This window comes from Methylobacterium sp. 275MFSha3.1 (genome assembly GCF_900108435.1).
Classification (GTDB): Bacteria; Pseudomonadota; Alphaproteobacteria; order Rhizobiales; family Beijerinckiaceae; genus Methylobacterium.
In genome coordinates this window covers 297,832-319,195 of the sequence record NZ_FNWP01000002.1, presented here as the reverse complement: position 1 = coordinate 319,195, position 21,364 = coordinate 297,832, and the positions used below count along the sequence as shown (strand labels likewise).

General features: G+C 72.9%; 20 protein-coding genes. 5 read left to right on the top strand and 15 right to left on the bottom strand.

What is annotated here, in order from left to right:
* Window positions 1–7: 7 nt before the first annotated feature.
* The 4 genes from BLW78_RS01390 to BLW78_RS01375 all read right to left on the bottom strand — a co-directional run bounded on the left by BLW78_RS01390 (window position 8) and on the right by BLW78_RS01375 (window position 4,388).
* Window positions 8–1,366, bottom strand: coding sequence for an MFS transporter (locus BLW78_RS01390; protein WP_091675961.1), 1,359 nt, complete (start codon window positions 1,364–1,366; stop codon window positions 8–10).
* 40 nt (window positions 1,367–1,406) lie between these two features.
* On the bottom strand, window positions 1,407–2,321 hold the full coding sequence (locus BLW78_RS01385; protein WP_091675959.1) for an amidohydrolase family protein: 915 nt from the start codon (window positions 2,319–2,321) through the stop codon (window positions 1,407–1,409).
* 4 nt (window positions 2,322–2,325) lie between these two features.
* Window positions 2,326–3,561 carry an MFS transporter gene (locus BLW78_RS01380; RefSeq protein WP_091675957.1) on the bottom strand — a complete coding sequence of 412 codons (1,236 nt, stop codon included), beginning with the start codon at window positions 3,559–3,561 and terminating at the stop codon, window positions 2,326–2,328.
* A gap of 86 nt (window positions 3,562–3,647) precedes the next feature.
* Window positions 3,648–4,388 (bottom strand): GntR family transcriptional regulator, encoded by a 741-nt coding sequence (locus BLW78_RS01375; RefSeq protein ID WP_091675954.1) that lies wholly within the window; start codon window positions 4,386–4,388, stop codon window positions 3,648–3,650.
* Between the two features lie 223 nt (window positions 4,389–4,611).
* Between BLW78_RS01375 and BLW78_RS01370 the strand changes: the two genes are divergently transcribed.
* Both BLW78_RS01370 and katG read left to right on the top strand, forming a co-directional pair.
* Window positions 4,612–4,791 (top strand): hypothetical protein, encoded by a 180-nt coding sequence (locus BLW78_RS01370; RefSeq protein WP_234081819.1) that lies wholly within the window; start codon window positions 4,612–4,614, stop codon window positions 4,789–4,791.
* A 408-nt stretch (window positions 4,792–5,199) separates the two neighbouring features.
* Window positions 5,200–7,518, top strand: coding sequence for a catalase/peroxidase HPI (gene katG / locus BLW78_RS01365; protein WP_091675951.1), 2,319 nt, complete (start codon window positions 5,200–5,202; stop codon window positions 7,516–7,518).
* A 61-nt stretch (window positions 7,519–7,579) separates the two neighbouring features.
* Here katG and BLW78_RS01360 read toward each other — a convergent pair whose 3' ends face one another.
* The 8 genes from BLW78_RS01360 to BLW78_RS01330 form a co-directional block, all read right to left on the bottom strand.
* The gene (locus BLW78_RS01360; RefSeq protein WP_020091054.1) at window positions 7,580–8,734 is read right to left on the bottom strand and encodes a M20 aminoacylase family protein; all 1,155 of its coding nucleotides are present in this window, start codon (window positions 8,732–8,734) and stop codon (window positions 7,580–7,582) included.
* A gap of 78 nt (window positions 8,735–8,812) precedes the next feature.
* Window positions 8,813–9,055 (bottom strand): hypothetical protein, encoded by a 243-nt coding sequence (locus tag BLW78_RS31670; RefSeq protein ID WP_244526716.1) that lies wholly within the window; start codon window positions 9,053–9,055, stop codon window positions 8,813–8,815.
* A 15-nt stretch (window positions 9,056–9,070) separates the two neighbouring features.
* A complete protein-coding gene (locus BLW78_RS01355) occupies window positions 9,071–10,183 on the bottom strand; it encodes a DUF3100 domain-containing protein (protein ID WP_244526714.1) in 1,113 nt (370 codons plus the stop codon).
* A gap of 332 nt (window positions 10,184–10,515) precedes the next feature.
* Entirely contained in the window at window positions 10,516–12,054 is a 1,539-nt protein-coding gene (locus BLW78_RS01350; protein ID WP_091675949.1) for an aldehyde dehydrogenase family protein, read from the bottom strand.
* Window positions 12,054–12,938, bottom strand: a complete 885-nt coding sequence (locus BLW78_RS01345) for an NAD(P)-dependent oxidoreductase (RefSeq protein ID WP_091675946.1) — start codon at window positions 12,936–12,938, stop codon at window positions 12,054–12,056. Before BLW78_RS01345 ends, BLW78_RS01350 begins: the two co-directional genes overlap by 1 nt.
* Before the next feature lie 101 nt (window positions 12,939–13,039).
* Window positions 13,040–13,951: a LysR family transcriptional regulator gene (locus BLW78_RS01340; protein WP_091675944.1), complete on the bottom strand. Its 912-nt coding sequence runs from the start codon at window positions 13,949–13,951 to the stop codon at window positions 13,040–13,042.
* Complete coding sequence (locus tag BLW78_RS01335) at window positions 13,948–15,189, bottom strand: amidohydrolase (protein WP_091675941.1); 1,242 nt, start codon at window positions 15,187–15,189, stop codon at window positions 13,948–13,950. Before BLW78_RS01335 ends, BLW78_RS01340 begins: the two co-directional genes overlap by 4 nt.
* Window positions 15,190–15,202: 13 nt before the next feature.
* On the bottom strand, window positions 15,203–15,652 hold the full coding sequence (locus BLW78_RS01330; protein WP_020091060.1) for an Lrp/AsnC family transcriptional regulator: 450 nt from the start codon (window positions 15,650–15,652) through the stop codon (window positions 15,203–15,205).
* Between the two features lie 147 nt (window positions 15,653–15,799).
* Here BLW78_RS01330 and alr point away from each other — a divergent pair, with 147 nt between their 5' ends.
* The 3 genes from alr to BLW78_RS01315 all read left to right on the top strand — a co-directional run bounded on the left by alr (window position 15,800) and on the right by BLW78_RS01315 (window position 18,880).
* Complete coding sequence (gene alr / locus BLW78_RS01325) at window positions 15,800–16,933, top strand: alanine racemase (protein ID WP_091675939.1); 1,134 nt, start codon at window positions 15,800–15,802, stop codon at window positions 16,931–16,933.
* A gap of 8 nt (window positions 16,934–16,941) precedes the next feature.
* On the top strand, window positions 16,942–18,201 hold the full coding sequence (locus tag BLW78_RS01320; RefSeq protein WP_091675936.1) for a D-amino acid dehydrogenase: 1,260 nt from the start codon (window positions 16,942–16,944) through the stop codon (window positions 18,199–18,201).
* A 343-nt stretch (window positions 18,202–18,544) separates the two neighbouring features.
* Window positions 18,545–18,880 (top strand): hypothetical protein, encoded by a 336-nt coding sequence (locus tag BLW78_RS01315; RefSeq protein WP_091675933.1) that lies wholly within the window; start codon window positions 18,545–18,547, stop codon window positions 18,878–18,880.
* 25 nt (window positions 18,881–18,905) lie between these two features.
* Here BLW78_RS01315 and BLW78_RS01310 read toward each other — a convergent pair whose 3' ends face one another.
* From BLW78_RS01310 to BLW78_RS01300, 3 genes are read right to left on the bottom strand one after another with little or no spacing between them, the layout of a single operon-like run.
* The gene (locus tag BLW78_RS01310) at window positions 18,906–19,991 is read right to left on the bottom strand and encodes a protein-glutamate methylesterase/protein-glutamine glutaminase (protein ID WP_091675931.1); all 1,086 of its coding nucleotides are present in this window, start codon (window positions 19,989–19,991) and stop codon (window positions 18,906–18,908) included.
* Window positions 19,988–20,836, bottom strand: a complete 849-nt coding sequence (locus tag BLW78_RS01305) for a CheR family methyltransferase (protein ID WP_091675928.1) — start codon at window positions 20,834–20,836, stop codon at window positions 19,988–19,990. Before BLW78_RS01305 ends, BLW78_RS01310 begins: the two co-directional genes overlap by 4 nt.
* 13 nt (window positions 20,837–20,849) lie before the next feature.
* Complete coding sequence (locus tag BLW78_RS01300; protein WP_026604606.1) at window positions 20,850–21,323, bottom strand: chemotaxis protein CheW; 474 nt, start codon at window positions 21,321–21,323, stop codon at window positions 20,850–20,852.
* Window positions 21,324–21,364: the final 41 nt, after the last annotated feature.

The following is a 21,364-nucleotide window of genomic DNA, read 5'->3' as shown; positions in this document are numbered from 1 at the left end:
CGCCGCCTCAGCCCCGGGCGATCGACGGGGTCGCCCCGACGGTCGCCGCCCGCGGCTGGTGCCGGCCGATCCAGAAGACCAGGGCGCAGCCGACGCCCGTGAGCGCGCAGAGCGGCAGCAGGGCGACGGGGAAGCTGCCGGTCTGCTCGCGCAGCACCCCGATCAGCGAGGTGATCGCCCCGGTGCCGAGATGCGCCAGGGTGTTGATCGCCGCGATGCCGGCGGCCGTCTGGGCCGGCGGCAGCGTCTCGGTCGCCAGGGCGAAGAACGGGCCCTTGATCGCGTAGTTGCCGAGCAGGACCAGCGAGAGCAGCACCAGCGTCATCCAGAGCGAGCCCGTCAGGAGCGTCAGGGCGAAGCTCACCGAGGTCAGCGCCAGCGGCAGGGCCGTGCTCCAGATCCGCTCGCCGCTGCGGTCCGCCCGCAGGCCCCAGACGATCATGAAGACCGAGGCGATGCCGAACGGGATCATGTTCAGCAGGCCGGTCTGCAGGTTGCTGAGGCCGAACCCCTTGAGGATCTGCGGCATCCACAGCGACAGCGTGTTGCTGGTGGCCGAGCTGCCCGCGTAGATCACGGCGAGCAGCCAGACCTGCCGGCTCGCGAGCACCGCCCAGACCGCCGCGAGGCCGTGGGCGTGGTGCCCGGCGCTCGCCTCGGCGGCGCGCCGCTCGGTCTCCAGCCGGTCCGTCAGCCAGCCGCGCTCCGCCGGGCTCAGGAAGGTCGCCTCGGCCGGCCGGCTCGGCAGCAGCGCGAGGGCGGCGACGCCGAGCAGGACGGCCGGGACCGCCTCCATGATCAGCAGCCACTGCCAGCCGCGCAGGGACGCGGCGCCGTCGAGGGTGAGCAGCGCCGCCGAGAGCGGCGAGCCGAAGAAGCTGGAGAGCGGGATCGCGACCATGAACAACGCCACGATCCGCGCCCGGTAGGCCTTGGGGAACCAGTAGGTCAGGTACAGGATCACGCCGGGGAAGAACCCGGCCTCGGCCGCGCCGAGCAGGAAGCGGGCGGTGGCGAAGCTCAGCGGACCGGTGACGAAGGCCGAGCCGATGCCGACGAGCCCCCAGGTGATCATGATCCGCGCGATCCAGATCCGCGCGCCGACGCGCTCCATGGCGAGGTTGCTCGGCACCTCGAACAGGACGTAGGCCACGAAGAACAGGCCGCCGCCCAGGCCGAAGGCCGCGGCGGAGAGACCGAGATCGTGGTTCATGGTCAGCGCCGCGAAGCCGACATTCACCCGGTCGACGTAGGCGATGAAGTAGCAGAGCACGAGGAAGGGGATCAGGCGCAGGCCGACCTTCCGCATCGTTCGGCTCTCGAAGGCGGCCGCGTCCGCCGCGTGTGGCGTGGTCGGTGTTGCCATGGTCCTGTCCTCGCTGGAATTCGGGCGGGCCCGCCTCGGCCTAGCGGTCGAAGCGGAAGAGTTCGGCGGGCGTCTCGGCCAGGACGATCCGGCGCTCGGCCGGGTCCGGCACCCAGGCGTCGAGGTCGCGCCGGGCCTCGGCCGGGCTGGCCTGGGTCTCGAACTGCGTGTGCGGCCAGTCGCTGCCCCAGAGCAGGCGCCGCGCCCCGAAGGCGCCGCGCAGGCGCTCGGCGGCCTGCACCGCCGTCTGCCGGCCGGCCTCGCCGCTGCCGATGCGGTAGGCGCCCGAGAGCTTGACCCAGACGCGGCCGCCGCGGCCGAAGCCGAGCAGGTCGGCGAAGCCCGGATCGGCGATGCCGAGGGCGGGGTCGATCCGGCCGAAATGATCGACCACGACGGGGACGCCCGCCTCGACCAGCGGCGGCAGCAGCCGCGCGAGGCGCCGCGCCTCGGCCTGAACCTCGATCTGCCAGCCGAGATCCGCGACGCGCGCGAGGTGGGCGCGCCAGACCGGGCCGGCGAAATCCGGGTCCGGCCGGCCGATCAGGTTGAGGCGCAGGCCGACGACGCCCTGCCCGGCGAGGTCGCGCAGGGTCGCGGTCTCGGCCTCCGGGGCCAGCACGGCGATGCCGCGCAGCCGCTCCGGCGCGGAGCGCAGGGCCGAGACCATGTAGCCGTTGTCGGTGCCGAGGAAGCTCGGCTGGATCAACACGCCGCGGGCCATGCCGTTCCGGTCCAGCATGGCACGGTAATCGGCGATGCTCGCGTCGTAGTCAGGGGCGTAGCGCCGGTCGCCCGTGAGGGTGAGGGCCCGGGTGAAGACGTGGGCGTGGGTGTCCACCGCAGCGACGCCGTCGTGGGCGGCAACGGCGGTCCCGGCCGCGCGGCCGCGGGCGGGAAGCGCGAGCGTGACGCCGCCCGCGAGCAGGGTGCGGCAGAAGAGGCGCCGGTTCATCGGATCATCTCACGGTCTGGGGGATCAGCGCGCCACCGGGCTGCCGATCCGGCAGGAGCGCGACGGCGAGGAGGACGAGCCCGTAGGCACCGAGGGCCGACAGGCCGATCGCCGGGCCGAGGCCGCAGATCTCGCTGAGCAGGCCGACGCCGAGGGGCAGCAGGCCGGAGGCGAGGCGGCCGGCGTTGTAGCAGAAGCCCATCCCGGTCCCGCGCAGCCCGTCCGGGAAGAGCTCGCTGAACAGCGCCGCGAGACTCGCGGGGATGCCGGCCGTGCAGAAGCCGAGGGGCGCCCCGAGGAGGAGCAGGCCCGTGCCGCCGACCGGCAGCAGCAGGTACAGGACGACCAGGGCCATGCAGCCGGCGGCGTAGAGCGCCACGGTCCGGCGGCGGCCGAGCCGGTCCACGAGGCCGCCGGCGACGAGGCAGCCCAGGCCGAAGGCCGCGATGATGATGGCGAGGTAGAGCCCGGTCCCGAGGACCGAGGCGCCGCGCTCGACGCTCAGGTAGGTGGGCAGCCACGTGAACAGGGCGTGGAAGCTCCCGTGGGCGCCGAGGCCGAGCAGCGTCGCGAGCACCGTGATCCGGCGCAGGCCGGGCGCGAAGATCGCGAGCCCTCCGGCCCGTGACGGCGCCGGCCCTGCCACGGACCGGACCGGCTCGGGGACGGAGCGGCGGAGGTAGAGTAGGAGGAGCGCCGGCGCGAGGCCGCAGGCGAACAGGGCTCGCCAAGCGGTGTCCTGATCCAGCACCGAGAACGCCGCCGTGGACAGGAGCACGGCCGCGCCCCAGCCGAGCGCCCAGCCGCCCTGGACGGCGCCCAGCGCCCGGCCGCGGTGCTCGGGCCGGATCGCCTCCGCCATGAGCACGGCGCCGGCCGCCCACTCGGCGCCGAAGCCGATCCCCTGCAGTGCCTTCAGGGTCAGCAGCTGGGCGAAGCTCTGCGCGAAGGCCGCCAGGAAGGTCGCGACCGCGAACCACAGCACCGTGATCTGGAGGGCCCGGACGCGGCCGATCCGGTCCGCCGCGAGGCCGCCGAGCCAGCCGCCGATCGCCGCCGCCACGAGCGTGACCGCGCCGATCAGGCCGGCCTCCGAGCGGCTCAGGCCGAAGCTCGCGACCAGCGCGGGAATGGCGAGGCTGAACATCTGCACGTCCAGGGCGTCGAGCGACCACCCGCCCAGACAGGCCCAGAAGGTGCGACGCTCGGCCGGACCGACCTCTCGGTACCAGCGGAACACGGGCTTTCCTCCGTCCTCCGAAGAGGACTAGTCATTTATATGAATAGATGAGCACGCGAGGGTCGGCGCGTCAAGGCGCCCGCCTTTCAGCGGATGTCGACGTGATACCGGAAGTCCCGGGCAGCGCCGCGCGTCACCCGCCACTCGATCGGTCGGGCATCGAAGCCGTAGGCGAGGCGCTCGATGACGACGACCGGGTCTCCGTCGGCGATCGCGAGGCGCCCCGCGTCGGTCGCGTCGGCGATGCCGACGGTCAGGGTCTCCTCGGCGCGGGCGACGATCTCGCCGCAGAGACGCTCGTAGGCGGGGTAGAGGAGGTCGCCGATCTGCGTCAGCGGGGCTTCGAGGAGCGGCGCGAACCGCGCGGCCGGCAGCCAGATCGTCTCGGACAGGATCGGGCGGCCCTGGAGGTGGCGTGTCCGGATCAGCCGGATCGCGTCGCCGCGCGCGTCCAGGCCGAGGGACTCGCGGACGGTCGCGGGGGCCGGACAGGCCTCGCGCGACAGGATCCGGCCCTCCGGCACCGCCTGGGTGCCGTCCGGGCCGAGATGCCGGAAGAACCGGAACAGGGACCGGTCGAAGCGCGGCCGCCGAACGAAAGTGCCGCGGCCCTGCTGCCGCTCGACGAGGCCGTCGGCGACGAGGACGTCGATCGCCTTGCGCACGGTGCCGATGGCGACGCGGTGGGTCGCCGCCAGTTCCGCCTCCGTGGGGATCGGTTCGCCCGACCGCCAGACGTTGCGGGCGATCTGGAAGGCGATCTCGTCCCGCAGGCGCTGGTAGAGCGGCAAGCGGAGATCGGGCTGAGGTGCGGTCACGACGGTCATGTGTATGACTGTATGACTATCGCCGGCAGGCGCCAATGGGCGACGGAGCGGTGCCGGCGCGCGCTGATCCCGTGGTCCACAGCGTCGCAGTACAGGACCCATTCGCCGGGCCGCGGGTTTCCGCCGGGATTTCCCGGGATCATGGTCCAGCGAGGCGCGGATGGTCGAATATCGTACGTCTCGAGAGACCCGTCAGGGTCGGCGCGGCAGGCCGGTTCTGATCGTGCTCCTCGTGAGTGTGGGATTGATGGTCGCCGCCCTGGCCGGCCTGATGATCTGGCAGGGTGAGACCGCGCCGCCCGACTACGCCAGCCAGAGTCAGGCCGCCGCCCGCAAGGTCGTCACCGGCTCCGAGAGCGGATCAATCAGCGCCCCGCCGGCCGGGACGCGATCCACGCCCTGACCGACGTCGACCGACGTCGACCGGCGCCGGCCGTTTCGATCGGTCCGCGCGGGGACAGGACCTCCCCCCGCGAGACGACCATCATGACGGTCGGCCCACAGCTCCAAGACGAAGGGCAATGCCCGGGCACGGGCCGTTGTCGACGTCGAGTCGATGCCGGCTCTCCGCGACGGCGGCGACAGGGCAGATCGCGACAACGTCATCGCGGTCTCTGCGGGAGCCTCCACCGCAAGCCCGGCAAGACTTCGACGCCCCGCGCTTGATCCAGCCGGAGACCGCCTCATTTCGTCACGAGTCTCGAGCGCGACGGGAATCGCCTGAGGGTTCGGACCGCCTGCACCGCCCACCGCCTTCGACGTCCGGGCCCCGCGCGCCCGGCCGTCGCGCAACACCAAGGGGGACCACCCGATGAGCGAGACGATCGACAAGACGGACACGACGTCGTTTCACATGGCCGGCCAGTGTCCGTTCGGCGGCGACCGGATCGGCGGCGCCCACGGCAACCGGCCGACGCTGGAGAACTGGTATCCCCATCGCCTGCGGGTGGAAGTGCTCCACCAGAACGGGCTGGCGGCCGATCCTCTGGGCCCGGATTTCGACTACGCGGCCGAGTTCGCCAAGATCGACTTCGACGCGCTCAAGCGCGACATCAAGCAGTTCCTGACCTCGTCGGTGGAGTGGTGGCCGTCCGACTACGGCAATTACGGCCCGCAGATGATCCGCATGGCCTGGCACTCGGCCGGCACCTACCGGATCGCCGACGGGCGCGGCGGCGCCGGCACCGGCATGCAGCGCTTCGCCCCGATCTCGAGCTGGTGGGACAACGGCAACACCGACAAATCGCGGCGCCTCCTGCAGCCGATCAAGCACAAGTACGGCAACGCCCTGTCGTGGGCCGACCTCATGGTGCTCACCGGCAACTGCGCCCTCGAGATCATGGGCCTGCCGACCTACGGCTTCGCCGCCGGCCGCCTCGACGCCTGGGAGGCGGACGACGCGACCTACTGGGGACCGGAGGTCGTCGAGATGGGCTCGGTCTCGAGCTTTGACGACATGGTCAACCGCGACAAGCGCTGGCGGGGCAAGAACGGCGACGCCGATTACGACCTCGAGAACCCGCTGGCCGCCTCGCACCAGGCGCTGATCTACGTGAACCCGGAGGGCCCCTACGCCAGCGGCGATCCGCTGGCCTCCGCGCGCGACATCCGGATCACCTTCACCCGCATGGCGATGAACGACGAGGAGACGGTGGCGCTGATCGCGGGCGGCCACGCCTTCGGCAAGAGCCACGGCATGGTGCCGGCCAAGGAGATCGGGCCGCCGCCCGAGATGGCGCCGATGGAGGCGATGGGGCTGGGCTGGCACAATCCGAAGGGCACCGGCTCCGGCAAGGACACGATGACCAACGGCATCGAAGGCAGCTGGACCCCGGATCCGACGAAGTGGGACAACGCCTACCTAGAGAACCTCTTCAAGTTCGAGTGGGAGCAGACCAAGAGCCCGGCGGGCGCCCTGCAGTGGACGCCGAAGGATCCCGCCGCGCCGAAGACGCCGGACGCCCACGTCTCCGGCCAGATGCACCCGCTGATGATGATGACGTCCGACATCGCCCTGAAGGTCGATCCCGACTACCGCAAGGTCTGCGAGAAGTTCCTCAACGACTTCGACGCCTTCACCCAGGCCTTCTCCAAGGCGTGGTACAAGCTTACCCACCGCGACATGGGTCCGAAGCACCGCTACCTCGGCCCGGAGGTCGTGATCGAGGACGGGCTCCTGTGGCAGGACCCGCTGCCCGAGCGGGACTACGACCTCGTCGGCGAGGCGGAGATCGCCGCGCTGAAGCAGGCGATCTCCGGCACGGGCCTGTCGGTCTCGGATCTCGCCTTCACGGCCTTCTCGGCGGCCTCGACCTACCGCGACAGCGACAAGCGCGGCGGGGCCAACGGCGGCCGCCTCGCCCTCGCGCCGCAGAAGGACTGGGCCGTCAACCGGCGGGCCGCGCCCGTGGTCGAGGCCCTGCGCGGCGTGATGGCGACCTTCAACGGCGGCCGCAGCGACGGCAAGAAGATCTCGCTGGCGGACCTGATCGTGCTGGGCGGCTGCGTCGCCGTGGAGAAGGCGGCCCGCGATGCCGGGGTCGAGACGCCGGTCCCGTTCACGCCGGGCCGGGTGGACACGACCCAGGCGCTCACCGACCTCGAGATGTTCGAGTGGCTGAAGCCGGTGGTGGACGGGTTCCGCAACTACGTCGACGACGGCTTCGGGCAGATGACGCGCAGCGTGTCGCCGGAGGAGATGTTCCTCGACAAGGCGAACCTGCTGACGCTGACGGCCCCGGAATGGACCGTCCTGACCGGCGGCCTGCGCGCGCTCAACGCCAACCACGACGGGTCGAGCCGGGGCGTCCTGACCGACCGAGTCGGGGCGCTGACGACCGACTTCTTCCGCAACCTGACCGACGTCGATCTGGTCTGGGAGAAGGCGGATACGGAGGGGATGACCTTCGCGCTCAAGGACCGCGCGAGCGGACAGACGAAGTTCGAGGCGACCCGCAGCGACCTCGTCTTCGGGTCGAACGCGCAGCTCCGGTCCATCGCCGACGCCTACGCGGGCAGCGACGGCCAGCGGCGCTTCGTGGCGGACTTCGTCAAGGCCTGGGACAAGGTCATGATGCTCGACCGCTTCGACGTGAAGGGTCACCGGCGTTACGGGCCGATGGCGGCCTGACGCCCGCCATCGGGATCGCCCGCGCCTCCGGCGCGGGCGATCTCTCAGGGTGCGCGCCGCGTCACGGCCTGAGGCTGTGCGCCCCCAGCGCGGCCCAGTAGGCGGCGCCGACCGGCAGGGCCTCGTCGTTGAAGTCGTAGCCCGGATTGTGGAGCGGCAGGCTCTTGCGCGTCCCGTCGGTCCCGATCCACGCGTAGGCGCCGGGGCAGGCCTCGAGCATGTAGGCGAAATCCTCCGACGCCATGGAGGGTCCGACCTCGCCCCGGCGCGCGGTGATGTCCGGGACGGCCCCGGCCGCCTCCAGGGCGGTGCCGACGGCGTCGGCGGTGTTGACGGTGGCGGGGTATCCGAACCGGTAGTCCACCTCCGCGCGGGCGCCGTGCGTGGCGGCCGTCCCGCCCGCGATCGCCTCGACGAGTTCGGCCACGCGCTTGCGCACGGCCTCGTCCAGGCAGCGGACCGTGCCGCGGATGACCGCGCGCTCGGGGATGACGTTGTAGGCGTCGCCGCCGTGGATCTGCGTGACGCTGAGGACGACCGGGTCCGTGGGGGCGATCCGGCGGCTCACGATGGTCTGCAGAGCGAGGACGATCTCGGAGGCGACCACCAGCGTGTCGGTGCCGCGCTCCGGCATGGCCGCGTGGGTGCCGAACCCGGCGACCGCGATCTCGAACGTGTCGAGGGAGGCCATGATGGCGCCGACCCGGGTCGCGAAGGTCCCCAGCGGCAAACCCGGCCAGTTGTGCAGGCCGTAGACGGAATCGCACGGGAACAGCCGGAACAGGCCGTCCTCGACCATGGCGCGCCCGCCGCCCTCGCACTCTTCCGCCGGCTGGAAGATGAAGTGGACCGTCCCGGACAGGTCGGTGCGCGACGCGAGGTGCCGGGCCGCGCCGAGCAGCATCGCCACGTGGCCGTCATGGCCGCAGGCATGCATCACGCCGGGCGTCCGGGAGGCGTGAGCAGCGCCCGTCGCCTCCTGGATCGGCAGGGCGTCCATGTCGGCGCGCAGGCCGATGGTCGGGCCGTCGCCCCGGCTCAGGGTCCCGACCACGCCGGTGCGACCGAGCCCGGTCTTCACCGACAGGCCGCAGGCGGCCAGTTCCCGGGCGACGAGATCCGCCGTGCGGACCTCCTGGAAGGCCAGCTCGGGATGGGCGTGCAGGTCGCGCCGCCACGCGACCATCCGCTCCACGGTCTCCGCCTCGATGCGCATGCGATCTCTCTCAGATACGGGAGGCTGCCGAAGCGCCTCGATCCCCCGCCCGGACCCTACGCCGATCGGCGCGGCGGTTCACCCCAGCGGTGGGTGCATGAAGAACTGCGCGATGAGGGCCGCGCCGAGGAAGGTCCCGGCATTGGCCATGAACGAGACCACGACGATCCGCCAGCCGAGGCGGCGGAAGGCGGGCACGTCCTTGGCGACCGAGAGCCCCGCGAAGGTCAGGATCGGCGTGGCGAGCGCCAGGAAGTTGAGCTTGCCGGTCAGGGCGGCGATCTCGGCGGCGTAGGGCGTGCCGGGATAGGTCAGCGCCATGCCGATGATCGAGACTCAGAGGACGGCGGGCAGGCGCCGGCCGAGGAGCAGGTACAGGCCCCAGCCGGCGAGCACGGTGCCGATGATGATCGCCATCCCGGCGACGACCTGCGCGTCGGGGACGATCCCGTAGGTCAGCCAGTTGCCGATGAGCCCGTAGGCGCCGATCAGGATCCAGGCGAGCACGGTCTCGCCGAGGCCGATCCGCACCTCCTCGTGGGCCGACTGATGGGCGGGCGCCTGCGGGTCGGCGGCCGCCGGGTGGGCGGCGTCCGGCCGGTTGCGGCCGAGGATCGGCTCCAGCTTGCCGTAGGCCCAGATCGTGAAGGGCAGCGACAGGAACAGGGTGAAGTACGTGCCGATCGTGGTGGTGACGAGGTTGCTGGCCGCCGCGAAGGTGGCGACGTCCTTGGCGACCTCGGGCGTCTGCTGGGCCGCGATCGCCCCGGAGGCCGCGGCCATCATGCTGCCGGAGCCGACCCCGGCCCCCATCGCCAGCGCCAGCGGGTTGAAGATGCCGAGGCTGGTGATCAACCCGGCCAGCAGGGCGATGAACACCGCGCCGAACACCGTGCCGGTCAGGTACTCGGCCAGCACGCCGCGCCCCTCCGGCGAATCCATGCCGTAGCGCTCGCCGATGATGGCGAGGCTCGGCTCGCGGCCGACCGAGAAGGTCGCGCCGATCGCCTCGCGCTTGATGCCGAGCAGGAGCGCCACCGGCAGGCCGAACACCATCGTGCCGAAGAAGTGGCCGAACTCCTGGAAGGCCAGGGCCCAGCCCGAGGCGAGGATCTTCGGCAGCGACCCGCCGACGAGCAGGCCGAGCTTGGCGATGAAGATCAGCAGCGCCGGCTGCAGGTAGGCGCCGGCCGCGTTCTGCAGGGCGCCCGACAGCCGCAGCGGCGCGGGCAGGCGCGGGCTCATCAGCCCGAGCGCGCCGCCCAGCAGCAGGGCCCAGAGCAGCGGGAGCAGCACGATCTTGCCGGCGCCCACCGGGATGCTGACGTTGCCGATCGCCTCCGCGATGACGACGATGACGAGGGCGAGCAGGAACAGCGTCAGCTTACCCCCGCCCGAGACGGGCGGCGCGACCGGCCGCGTGTTCGTCGCAAACAGTTCCCCCGCCATCGTCATCCTCCTTGGCCCCCTCGGGGCTGCCCGTTGCTCCGCCTGCCGGTCTTGATCGCCGGCTTGTCGGTAGATCGCTGCGCTGACGACGCCGAGGGGCGTGCCCGAGCCGGATGGAGCGCGAGTCCCCTCTCCCGTGCGGGAGAGGGACAGGGTGAGGGATCCAGGTCTTTCCGGATGAGGCGTGACCTGTACCCGCCGCGATGGTGCGCTCGATTCTGAACCTTCTCGACCCTCTCCCCGACCCTCTCCCGCACGGGAGAGGGGGACCGTCGCGCTGTCGGAACCCGCGCCGCGCCCGTCAGTCTGTCGGCCCGCGGTCGGGCGCAGCGCTAGCCCACGTAGCCGAAGGTCACGGCCGGCGCGGCGGCGGTCTCGACCCAGACGCTCTTGGTCTGGGTGTAGGCCATCAGCGCCTCGCGGCCGGAGGAGCGGCCGAAACCCGAGCGGCCGAAGCCGCCGAACGGCGAGGCCACGTTGATGGTCTTGTAGCCGTTCACCCAGACGGTGCCGGCCCGCAGCGCCGCCGCGACCCGGTGGCCGCGCCCGCCGTCGCGGGTCCAGACCGCGCCGGCGAGGCCGTAGGGCGTGCCGTTGGCCAGCGCGATCGCCTCGTCCTCGCCGTCGAACGGCAGGACCGCCAGGACCGGGCCGAACACCTCCTCCCGGGCGATCGCCGCGTCCGGCGCGACGCCGTCCACGATGGTCGGGCCGTAGTAGAAGCCGCCCGTGTCGCGTAAGGCGGCGGGGCAGGCCCCGCCCGCCGCGATCGTGGCGCCCGCCGCGGCGGCGGCCTCGACCATGTCGGCGATCTTGTCCCGCTGGCGCCGGTTGTTGATCGGGCCGATCTGCGTCTCCGGGTCGGTCGGCGCGCCCACGGGGATGCGCGCGGCGGCGCGGGACAGGCGCTCGACGAAGGACGCGTGGATCGAGCGGTGCACGAGGAGCCGGGAGCCCGCCACGCAGCTCTGGCCGGCGCCGCCGAAGATCGCGGCCTGCGCGCCGATCAGCGCCCGGTCGAGGTCGGCGTCGGCGAACACGATGTTGGCCGACTTGCCGCCGAGCTCCAGCACGCTCGGCACGATGGCGCGGGCCGCCGCGGCGGCGATCTGCGCGCCCGCCTCGGCCGAGCCGACGAACACGACGAGCCGCGTCTCGGGATGGGCGACCGCGGCGGCGCCGGTGGTCGGGCCGGCGCCCGCCAGCACCGAGACGAGGCCGCGCGGCATCCCCTCGGCGCGGTCGCAGAGCAGGCCGAGAACGAGCGAGGTCAGGGGCGTCAGCTCGGAGGGTTTCAGCACCACGGCGTTGCCGGCGCAGATCGCCGGCGCGATCTGCCAGCCCGCGGTGAAGATCGGCGCGTTCCAGGGCGTGATCTGCACCACGGTGCCGAAGGGCTCGTGGCGGGTGTAGTTCAGGTGCGAGGTCGGGACCGGGATGACGTCGCCGTGCAGCTTGTCGCACCAGCCGGCGTAGTACTCGAACATCTCGGCGACCTTGGCGACCTCGCCGCGGGTGTCGCGGATCGGCTTGCCGGCCGAGAGGGTCTCCAGCTCGGCGAGCGCGCCGGCATGCTGCCGGACCAGGGCGGCGACCGCCCACAGCGCGCGGCCGCGGGCGGCGGCGCTCATGCCCCACCACGCGCGCTGGGCGTCGCGAGCCGCCGCCATGGCGGCCTCGACGACCGACGGGCCGGCATCGGCGAAGGTCGCGAGCACGCCGCCGTCGGCGGGGTTGGTGAGATCGAGGGCGGCGCCGGTCCCGGCGAGGATCTCGCCGGCCACGACGCTGCCGATGCGGCCGCCCGGCAGCAGGTCGGACAGGAGGGCGGCGACCCGGTCGGCGGCGGGCGAGTGCGGCGTGCCGGACATCAGTGGGCTCCCTTGGGATCGCGGTAATCGGCCATGCGGGTGAAGTCGGCCGTGTCGGGGATGGCGGCCTGCGTCGCCTGCCAGATCCGCTTCACCTCGGCGGAGAGCGGCAGGTCGATCCCGCATTCGGCGGCGAGTTCGAGGGCGAGGCGCACGTCCTTGCGCATCAGGCCGGCCGAGAAGCCGCTGTCGAAGGTGCCGGACTGGACCCAGCGCGGGACCATGACCTCGCTGATCGCGCTGCGGCCGGTGGCGGTGTTGACGACCTTGACGGCCTCCTCGGCCGAGAGGCCCGCCGCCTCGGAGAGGCGCAGGGCCTCGCCGGTGGTCACGAGATGGGCCGCCACCAGCAGGTTGTTGACGAGCTTGACGATGTTGCCGGCGCCCGACGGCCCGACATGCGGCGCGCGGGCCGACATGGCCTCCAGGACCGGACGGGCCAGCTCGTAATCCGCCTCGGCGCCGCCGATCATCATGGTCAGGGTGCCCTCGGCGGCGCCGGACGGGCCGCCGCTCACGGGGGCGTCGAGGAGGGCGTGACCGGCCGCGGCGAGGCGCTCGGCGAGGCGGCGGGTCGTGCCGGGATCCGAGGTCGAGGTGTCGATCACCACCACCTTCCGGTCGGTCCGGGACAGGAGGCCGCCCTCCGCGGTGACCACCGCCTCCACGTCCCGCGCCAGCGGCAGCGAGAACACCAGGGCGTCGGCCCGGCCGAGCACGTCGTTGAGGGCGTCGAGGACGGTCACGCCGGCCGCCTCGGCGGCGGGGCGCCGGGCCGGACTGAGGTCGTAGCCCAGGACCGCGAAGCCCTTGCGGGCCAGGGTCGCGGCCATGCCCAGACCCATGTTGCCGAGCCCGACGACGCCTACCGTTGCGATGGTCATGCCGATCCGTCCTCACGAAGCGGCACGATAGTTCCGGCAAACGAGCGTTGCGACAACAACCGATTTCTGCACAAAGCGTGCGGAAAATCCGCACGCTCGCGTCACGCCGGCGGCGGCCGGAACGCCACCATGTGGTCGGCCAGCCAGCCGAGCAGCCGCGCCGCGCCCTCCGGCAGGCGCCGCCCCGCGCGGATGACGAGGTGGGCGCTCGCCTCCGACAGGATGGCGTCGCGCAGCGGCAAAGCCGCGAGGAGGCCGTCGCGCAGCTCGGCTGCGACCACGAAGCGGGGCAGGAACGCGACGCCCATGGCGGCCATCACGAAGCGGCGGTGCAGCTCGAAGGACGCCGTCTCCAGCCGCGGCACCAGCCGGAATCCGCCGTCGGCCTCGACGCGGCCGATCAGCTGCCGGACCCCGTGGTCGGGGGGCAGGAGGGCGGCGGGTTCGGTGGCGAAGCTGCGCAGCGGGACCGGCGCCGCCCCGTCGGCGAGGGGATGCCCCATCGGCAGGACGGCGAGGAGCGGCTGCCGGGCGGAGACGATCCCGCGGACATCCAGGTGCGCGGGCGGGTTGTAGACGAGGCCGATATCCGCGTCCCCCCGGGCGATCGCCGCGAGGATCCCGTCGGTCGTGCCGATCTCGACCTGATAGGCGATGCCCGGATGGTCCTGGGCGAAGCCGGCCAGGGCGTTGTCGAGGAGGTCGATCAGGAAGCCGGCGCCGCAGCGCAGGCTGACGGTGCCCCGCTGTACCCCGCGCAGGCGCTTCAGCTGGTCCTCCAGCAGGGCCGCCTCGTCGGCCTGCCGCTGCGCGTGCTCGGCGACGAGGCGGCCGGCCTCGGTGGGGACCACGCCCCGGGGCAGGCGCTCGAGCAGGGTCTCGCCGACCTGCGCCTCCAGCTCGATGATCTGCCGGCTCACCGCCGAGGCGGCGACGTTCAGGACATCGGCGGCCGCCCGGACCGAGCCCGCGCGCACGACGGCCAACAGGTAGCGGAGCGCGCGGTCGTTCACGGCGGCGGATCCCCGGCGGCCGCGCCGCGCCGGTCGACCGCGACGGCGCCCCGCGCCACGACCAGCACGGGCTCCTGGCGCTCCACAATCACCTGCGGCACGCCGCCGGCCGCGAAGGCGATCAGGTCGGCCCGCGCGCCGGGCGCCACCGCGCCCGGACCGAGGCCCAGCACCCGCGCCGGGACGGCGGTGATCGGCGCCAGCAACGCCGCGAGGTCCGCGTCGGTGCGCAGGTCGAACCGGTAGGCGGCGAGCTGGGCGCGGGCGACCATGCCGGTGACCGTGGCGGGGTTCCAGCAGTCGCGGACGTTGTCGGTGCCGAGGCAGACCGGGACGCCGAGCGCGCGCAGCCGCGGGATCGGCGGGCATCGGGCCCCGCCCGGCACGCTGCTGAGGATCGCGACGCCGGCCCGGTTCAGGGCCTCGGCGATCCGGCCGAGTTCCAGGTCGTCGGCCTCCGCGAGGGCGAAGGCGTGGCTGATCGTGACCTGCCCGCCGAGCCCGGCCGCCGCTGTCCGGGCCGCGATCGCCGCGATCGTGGCGAGTCCGGCCGCGCCGCCCTCGTGGAGATGGATGTCGATGCCCCGCCCGTGCCGCTCGGCCAGGGCGAAGACGATGTCGAGGTGACCGTCGCGGTCTCCGTCGATGCCGACGGGATCGAGGCCGCCGACGAGGTCCGCGCCCATCCGCAGGGCCGCGTCCAGGTCGTCGGCGACCGGCGGGCAGCCCAGGATCCCGCTCTGCGGGAAGGCGACGATCTGGATCTGCAGGCGGTCGGCCCAGCGCGCCCGCAGGTCGAGGATCTGGGCGAGGTGGTCGAGCCGCGTGACGTCGTCGACGTCGACATGGGTCCGCAGGCTCGTCGTGCCGCCGCGGAGCAGGCGTTCGAGCAGCGCCTCGGCGCCCTGCTCGGCGAGCGGGATCCGCGTGGCGCGGCGGAACGCCTTCTCGTCGTCGATGATCGCGCGGACGGACCCCGCCGCCGCGTGCGGGCGCCACGGCAGGCCGAGCAGGCACTTGTCGAGGTGGACGTGCCCGTCCGACAGGCCCGGCAGCACCAGGGCGCCGCCGAGATCGATCGTGCGGCCGGCGGGCGGGAGCGGCGCGCCGGGATCCCGCAGCGCCGCCACGCGGTCGCCCCGGATGTCGATCGTCGCCCGGCTTCCCTCGGCGAGCGCGGCGTCGTGGAGGCGCAGGTCGCAGGAGGTGTCCCAGCGCGGTTCGGTGCTCGGCGTCATGGCGGGGCTTCCTTCAGAGCGGCCGGCCGGCGGCCACGACGGTCCGGATCGCGAAGCTCGATTGCAGCCGGGCGACCCCCGGCAGCCGCGACAGCACATCCTTGTGCAGCCGCTCGTAGTCGGCCGCGTCGATCACCTTGAGCTTCACGAGGTAATCGGCCGTCCCGGTCATCAGATAGCAATCCTGCACCTCGGGACAGCGCCGGACGGCCGCCTCGAACCGGTTGAGATAGTCCTCGGTCTGGCGGTCCAGGGTGAACTGCGTGAGGACCACGAGGCCCGGCCCGTCGACCGCGCCGCCGATCAGCGCGGTGTAGCCCCGGATGATTCCGGATTCCTCCAGCAGCCGCACGCGGCGATGGCAGGCGGACGCCGACAGGCCGACCGCCGCGGCGAGATCCGCGTTGCTGATCCGGCCGTCGCCGCGCAGGGCCTGAATGATGCGGCGGTCGATCGCGTCCACGCGCGCCTCGCAGGATCTTCGAACTGGCCGCAGATATTTCCACGGCCAAGCTCGAAACTCAAATCTCTTCGACAGGATGCACGCTCGTTCGACGATCCTTCGTGTAGCCTTTTGGCACTGCATCCGAGCGCCGCTCCGAGGGCCGCCATGAGCATGATCGACTGCGAGCTCCGGCCCGATGCGGGCCCGGCCGGGACGTCCTCCGCACTCCTCACGATCGATCTCGCGGCCATCGCGGAGAATTACCGCCTGCTCGCCGCGCGAGCCGGGACGGCCGCCTGCGCGGCCGTCGTCAAGGCGGACGCCTACGGCCTCGGCGCCGACCGGGTCGCGCCGGTCCTGGCCGCCGCGGGCTGCCGGCACTTCTTCGTTGCCCAGGTCGGCGAGGGCGTCGCCCTCCGGTCCATCCTCGGGCCCGGGGCGGCGATCGCCGTGCTCAACGGCGCCGCCCCGGGCAGCGAGGCGACCTGCGCGGACCACGACCTCGTGCCCGTCCTCAACGACCTGTCCCAGCTCGGCGGCTGGCAGGGCCTGGCCCGGCGGCGCGCGCGGCGCCTGCCGGCGATCCTCCAGGTCGATACCGGCATGGCCCGCTTCGGCCTCGCCCCGGACGAGGTCGGCGCGCTCCTCGACCGGCCGGACGCCCTCGCGGGCCTCGACCTGCGGCTGGTGATGAGCCACCTCGCCTGCGCGGGCGAGCCCGACAGGCCGGTCAACGCGGCGCAGCTCTCCGCCTTCCAGGCGGTCCGGCGGCGCCTGCCGACGGTGCCGGCGAGCCTCGCGGCCTCGTCCGGGATCTTCCTCGGTCCGGACTTCCACTTCGACATGGTGCGCCCCGGCGCCGCCCTCTACGGGATCGCCCCGCAGGAGGGCGCGGCGAACCCGATGCGGCCGGTGATCGGCCTGCGGGCCCGCGTGATGCAGACGCGCGGCGTCCCGGCGGGGACGCCGGTCGGCTACGGCCACGCGGCCACGGTCGCCCGGGACAGCCGCCTCGCCACGGTCGCGATCGGCTACGCGGACGGGTTCTTCCGCAGCACGGCGGGCGGCGCGGCGTGGTTCGGCGGCGTCCGGCTGCCCGTGGTCGGGCGCGTCTCGATGGACAGCCTCGTCCTCGACGTCACCGACGTGGCGCCCGGCACCCTCGGGCCGGGGGCGCTCGTCGACATCGTCGGGCCGGAGCGCGACGTCGACGCCGTCGCAGCCGCCGCCGGCACGATCGGCTACGAGGTCCTGACCAGCCTCGGCCACCGCTTCCACCGCATCTATCTCGGAGCCTGAGGCCCGCCATGCACGTCCTCATCCTCGGCGGCGGCGTCGTCGGCGTCACCTCGGCCTACTACCTCGCCCGGGCCGGCCATCAGGTCACCGTGCTGGAGCGCCAGCCGGGCTCCGGCCTGGAGACCAGCTTCGCCAATGCCGGGCAGGTCTCGCCCGGCTACTCGGCCCCCTGGGCGGCGCCCGGGATCCCCGTGAAGGCGCTCAAGTGGCTGATGATGCGGCACCGCCCCCTGGTGCTGTGGCCGCGGCTCGAGCCCCGCCTCTACGCGTGGCTCACGCGCATGCTCGCGAACTGCACCGAGGAGGCCTACCAGCGGAACAAGGGCCGCATGGTCCGACTCGCCGAGTACAGCCGTGACGCGCTGCGCGACCTGCGCACCGAGACCGGCATCGCCTACGACCACCGGGAGAAGGGCACGCTCCAGCTCTTCCGGACGCGGAAGCAGCTCGACCATGTCGGCGACGACACCCGCGTCCTCGACGCCTACGGCGTGCCCTACACGGTGCTGGACCCGGCCGGCTGCGTCAGTGCCGAGCCGGCGCTCGCCGCCGTGCGCGACGTCTTCGTCGGCGGCCTGCGGCTGCCGGGCGACGAGACCGGCGACGCGCACCTGTTCACGCAGCGCCTCGCCGCGATCTGCGAGGGCCTCGGCGTCACCTTCCGCTACCGCACGGCGATCGCGCGCCTTCATCACGCCGGGGACCGGGTGACGGCGGTCGAGACCGCCGACGGCGACCTCCTGCGGGCGGATGCCTACGTGGCGGCGCTGGGCAGCTACACGCCGGCCCTGCTGCGCCCCCTCGGGATCGCCCTGCCGGTCTACCCGGTGAAGGGCTACTCGCTCACGCTCCCCATCACCGATCCGGCGGCCGCGCCGGTCTCGACGGTGATGGACGAGACCTACAAGGTCGCGATCACCCGGCTCGGCGACCGCATCCGCGTCGGCGGCACCGCCGAGCTCGCCGGGTTCAGCAGCGCCCTGCGCCTGCCGCGCCGCGAGACCCTCGCGCGCTCGGTGCAGGACCTGTTTCCGGCCGGCGGCGACCTCGACCGAGCCGCGTTCTGGACCGGCCTGCGGCCGATGACGCCGGACGGCACGCCGATCGTCGGGGGCACGCGGGTCGGGAACCTGTTCACCAACACCGGTCACGGCACGCTGGGCTGGACGATGGCCTGCGGATCGGGCCGCCTGCTCGCCGACCTCGTGTCCGGACGGGCGCCGGAGATCGCGAGCGACGATCTGGCCCTCGACCGCTACGCCGCGTGAGCCGGCCGGCCGGATCGGCCCTGACCGGTCCGACTCCCCGTCGCCCGGTCACTGAACCGCCGTCGCGCTGCGCAGCGCGTGCCGTGGCGCACCAGCACAACTCTGCCCGGTATCGCACCGAACGCGATCCGACCGTGCGTTGAGCAAGACTCCGGGACTCGTCGCGAGTCGCCGTCACCACCGGGCACAATCATTCATTATTCACCGAGATACGACCACCGGTTGATTACATGACGTTCATGACGTGCGGATTCGCATAATCGTCGGATGACTTCCGACAGGCCCAGGCAACCCTTCGCACCGAGTCGAGTTTAGGATCTGAACGAACCATCCGGGTGCGCAGATGAGTTTCATCGTCGTACAGGGCCAGGACGATCACGAGCAGGCCGATGCCGTTCTTCGGGGCGTCGCCGACGGGCTGGCCCGCCTGTTCCGCGTGCCCGAGCATCCGCCCGGTGTTCAGCACCTGCTGGATTCCGGGACGCAGGAACAGGGTCCCCACCCTGAACAGATCACGCAGCGCAGCGCGCGGCGCGGCGGAAGCAAGAAGCTTCCTCGAGGCCGGTCGGTGAAGACGGGTACGGGCCGGACGCGGCGCGCAGCGGACCAGCCGTCCAGCCGCACGCGAGGGCGCCGGGCGGTGGCCGACGCGCTGGCCGGGCAACGCGACCAGTCCTGAGCCGGCACCGGCCCTCGGCGCGGCTTCAGCGCCCCGCGGACAGGCCGAAGCGCCGGATCTCCAGGTGCATCTGCTCCAGCGGCAGGATCTTGGCGGCCGCACCGCGGTCGATCGCCTCCTTGGGCATCCCGAACACGACGCAGCTCGCCTCGTCCTGGGCGACCGTCTGCGCCCCGGCGCGACGCATCTCCAGCAGGCCGTTGGCGCCGTCGTCGCCCATGCCGGTCAGCAGGATGCCGAGCGCGTTCGCGGCCGCGGCCCGGGCGGCCGACCGGAACAGGACGTCGACCGACGGGCGGTGGCGCGCGACGAGGGGACCGTCCTTCACCGACACCGCGTAGCTGCCGCCCCGGCGCTCGACCATGAGGTGCCGCCCGCCCGGGGCGATCAGGGCGCGGCCGCGCACCACGGGATCGCCGTCCTCCGCCTCCTTGACGGCGATCGCGCAGAGGCCGTTCAGCCGCTTGGCGAACGCCGCCGTGAAATGCTCCGGCATGTGCTGCACGATGACGAGACCGGGGGACTCGGCGGGCAGCACCTCGAGCACGTCGCGCAGCGCCTCCGTGCCGCCCGTCGACGCGCCGATGCAGACGATCCGGTCGGTCCCGGCCACGACGCGCCCGGGCACGGGCGGCGGCAGGACGACGTCGGCCGAGAGCTTCGCCTCCACCAGCGGCCGGGACGGCCGGCTCCCGCGCAGCTTGGCCCGGGCGGCGGCCCGGACCGCGTCGCAGACCCGGACCGTGGATTCGAGCAGGAACTGGCGGGTGTCGACGCGCGGTTTCGGCAGCACGTCGACGGCGCCCGCCTCCAGCACCTCGAACAGGATCCGGGACCCGGCCTCGGTCAGGGTCGAGCAGACGATCACCGGGAGCGGCTTCTGCGCCATGATCTTGCGCAGGAAGGTCAGGCCGTCCATGCGCGGCATCTCGAGATCGAGGATGATGACGTCCGGGATCTCCTCCTGGATGCGGCGCGCCGCGATGAACGGATCGGCGGCGGTGCCCAGGATCTCGATGTCGGGCGCCGTCCCCAGGATGCTGCACAGCGTCTGGCGGACGGAGGCCGAGTCGTCGACGATCAGGACGCGGATCGGTCTGGACGCGCTCACCGGCCGGATTCCCGCAGCTTGCCGAAGACGGTCGAGGAGATCTGGTCGAGGCCGGCCACGCCGACGCCCGCCATGGATTCGGAATGGCCGACGATCAGGTAGCCGCCGGGGCGCAGGTGCCCGGCCAGGCGCGCGACCACCGCCCTCTGGGTCGGCTTGTCGAAGTAGATCAGCACGTTGCGGCAGAAGATGAGGTCGACGTCCCGGTCGATCGGGTAGGTCTCGTCCATCAGGTTGAGCCGCTGGAACCGCACCCGGGCGCGCAGCTCCGGCACGATCCGCCCCTCGCGCCGGGCCGGATCGCGCGCGACCATCACGTAGCGGCGGCGCAGGTCCGCCGGCACGGCGTCCAGCATCTCGGCCGGGTAGATCGCCGTCCGGGCACGGTCGAGGACCTCCGAGGAGATGTCGGTCCCGAGGATGGCGTAGCGGAACCGGTCGGCGGCCATGTCGTGCAGGACCATCGCCAGCGTGTAGGCCTCGGCACCGGTCGAGGCCGCCGCGCTCCAGACCTTGAGCAGCGGCCGGTCGCGCCGCGCCGCCAGCCGCGGCACGATCGTCTCGCGCAGCAGGTCGAAATGCGCGGGCTCGCGGAAGAAATCGGTCTTGTTCGTCGTCACGCAGTCGACGAGGTGCGGGAACTCGTCCGCGAGGTGGCCGGCCTCGAACAGGTGGCGGCCGTAGGCCTCCAGGGTCGGGAGATCGAGGGCGCGCATGCGCTTGCGCAGCCGCCCCTCGACCATGGTGCGCTTGGCCGGCGGGAGCTGGATGCCGGCATGCTGCTGGACGAGGTCGGCGACCGAGCGGAAGTGCCGGTCGCTCAGGTGACCCGGATCGGCCTCCATGGTGGCGGATCCTTCAGGCGGCCTGCGGGGTCGCGACCAGGGCCGGGCCGTCGCCGTCCATGAGCGCGACGAGGTCGAACACCACCACGAAGGCCTCGCCCCGGCGGCCGATCCCCGCGATGTAGCGGGCGTTCCAGCGCCCGCCGACCTCGGGCGCCGCCTCCATCTCGGCCCGGTCGAGCTCGGTCACCTCGATCACCCGGTCGGCCACGAACCCGACCCGCAGCGCCCGGCCGGGCATCGGCACGTTGAGCAGGATGATCCGGGTGGCCGGCGTGCGCGCCACCGGCGGCAGGCCGAGCTTGGTCCGCAGGTCCACCACCGGGTAGCTCTGCCCGCGCACGTCGATCATGCCGAGCAGGAAGGCCGGCGCCTGCGGCAGCGCGGCCGGGACCCGGTAGTCGAGGATCTCGTGGACGTGCTCGACGTCGATCCCGAAGGTCTCGGCCCCGAGGCCGAGGGTCAGGTACTGCCACACACTGGACATGCAGGGTCTCCGGCTGGAGCGCGGCGCGCGACGGCGGCTCG

Excerpts from the sequence above, each read along its gene's own strand:
- BLW78_RS01345 (WP_091675946.1), bottom strand. The coding sequence starts at position 12,938 with ATGACCATCGCAACGGTAGGCGTCGTCGGGCTCGGCAACATGGGTCTG.
- BLW78_RS01355 (WP_244526714.1), bottom strand. The coding sequence starts at position 10,183 with ATGGCGGGGGAACTGTTTGCGACGAACACGCGGCCGGTCGCGCCGCCC.
- BLW78_RS01350 (WP_091675949.1), bottom strand. The coding sequence starts at position 12,054 with ATGTCCGGCACGCCGCACTCGCCCGCCGCCGACCGGGTCGCCGCCCTC.
- BLW78_RS01375 (WP_091675954.1), bottom strand. The coding sequence starts at position 4,388 with ATGACCGTCGTGACCGCACCTCAGCCCGATCTCCGCTTGCCGCTCTAC.
- BLW78_RS01300 (WP_026604606.1), bottom strand. The coding sequence starts at position 21,323 with ATGTCCAGTGTGTGGCAGTACCTGACCCTCGGCCTCGGGGCCGAGACC.
- katG (WP_091675951.1), top strand. The coding sequence starts at position 5,200 with ATGAGCGAGACGATCGACAAGACGGACACGACGTCGTTTCACATGGCC.
- BLW78_RS01320 (WP_091675936.1), top strand. The coding sequence starts at position 16,942 with ATGCACGTCCTCATCCTCGGCGGCGGCGTCGTCGGCGTCACCTCGGCC.
- BLW78_RS01305 (WP_091675928.1), bottom strand. The coding sequence starts at position 20,836 with ATGGAGGCCGATCCGGGTCACCTGAGCGACCGGCACTTCCGCTCGGTC.
- BLW78_RS01385 (WP_091675959.1), bottom strand. The coding sequence starts at position 2,321 with ATGAACCGGCGCCTCTTCTGCCGCACCCTGCTCGCGGGCGGCGTCACG.
- alr (WP_091675939.1), top strand. The coding sequence starts at position 15,800 with ATGAGCATGATCGACTGCGAGCTCCGGCCCGATGCGGGCCCGGCCGGG.
- BLW78_RS01390 (WP_091675961.1), bottom strand. The coding sequence starts at position 1,366 with ATGGCAACACCGACCACGCCACACGCGGCGGACGCGGCCGCCTTCGAG.
- BLW78_RS01360 (WP_020091054.1), bottom strand. The coding sequence starts at position 8,734 with ATGCGCATCGAGGCGGAGACCGTGGAGCGGATGGTCGCGTGGCGGCGC.
- BLW78_RS01315 (WP_091675933.1), top strand. The coding sequence starts at position 18,545 with ATGAGTTTCATCGTCGTACAGGGCCAGGACGATCACGAGCAGGCCGAT.
- BLW78_RS31670 (WP_244526716.1), bottom strand. The coding sequence starts at position 9,055 with ATGGCGCTGACCTATCCCGGCACGCCCTACGCCGCCGAGATCGCCGCC.
- BLW78_RS01335 (WP_091675941.1), bottom strand. The coding sequence starts at position 15,189 with ATGACGCCGAGCACCGAACCGCGCTGGGACACCTCCTGCGACCTGCGC.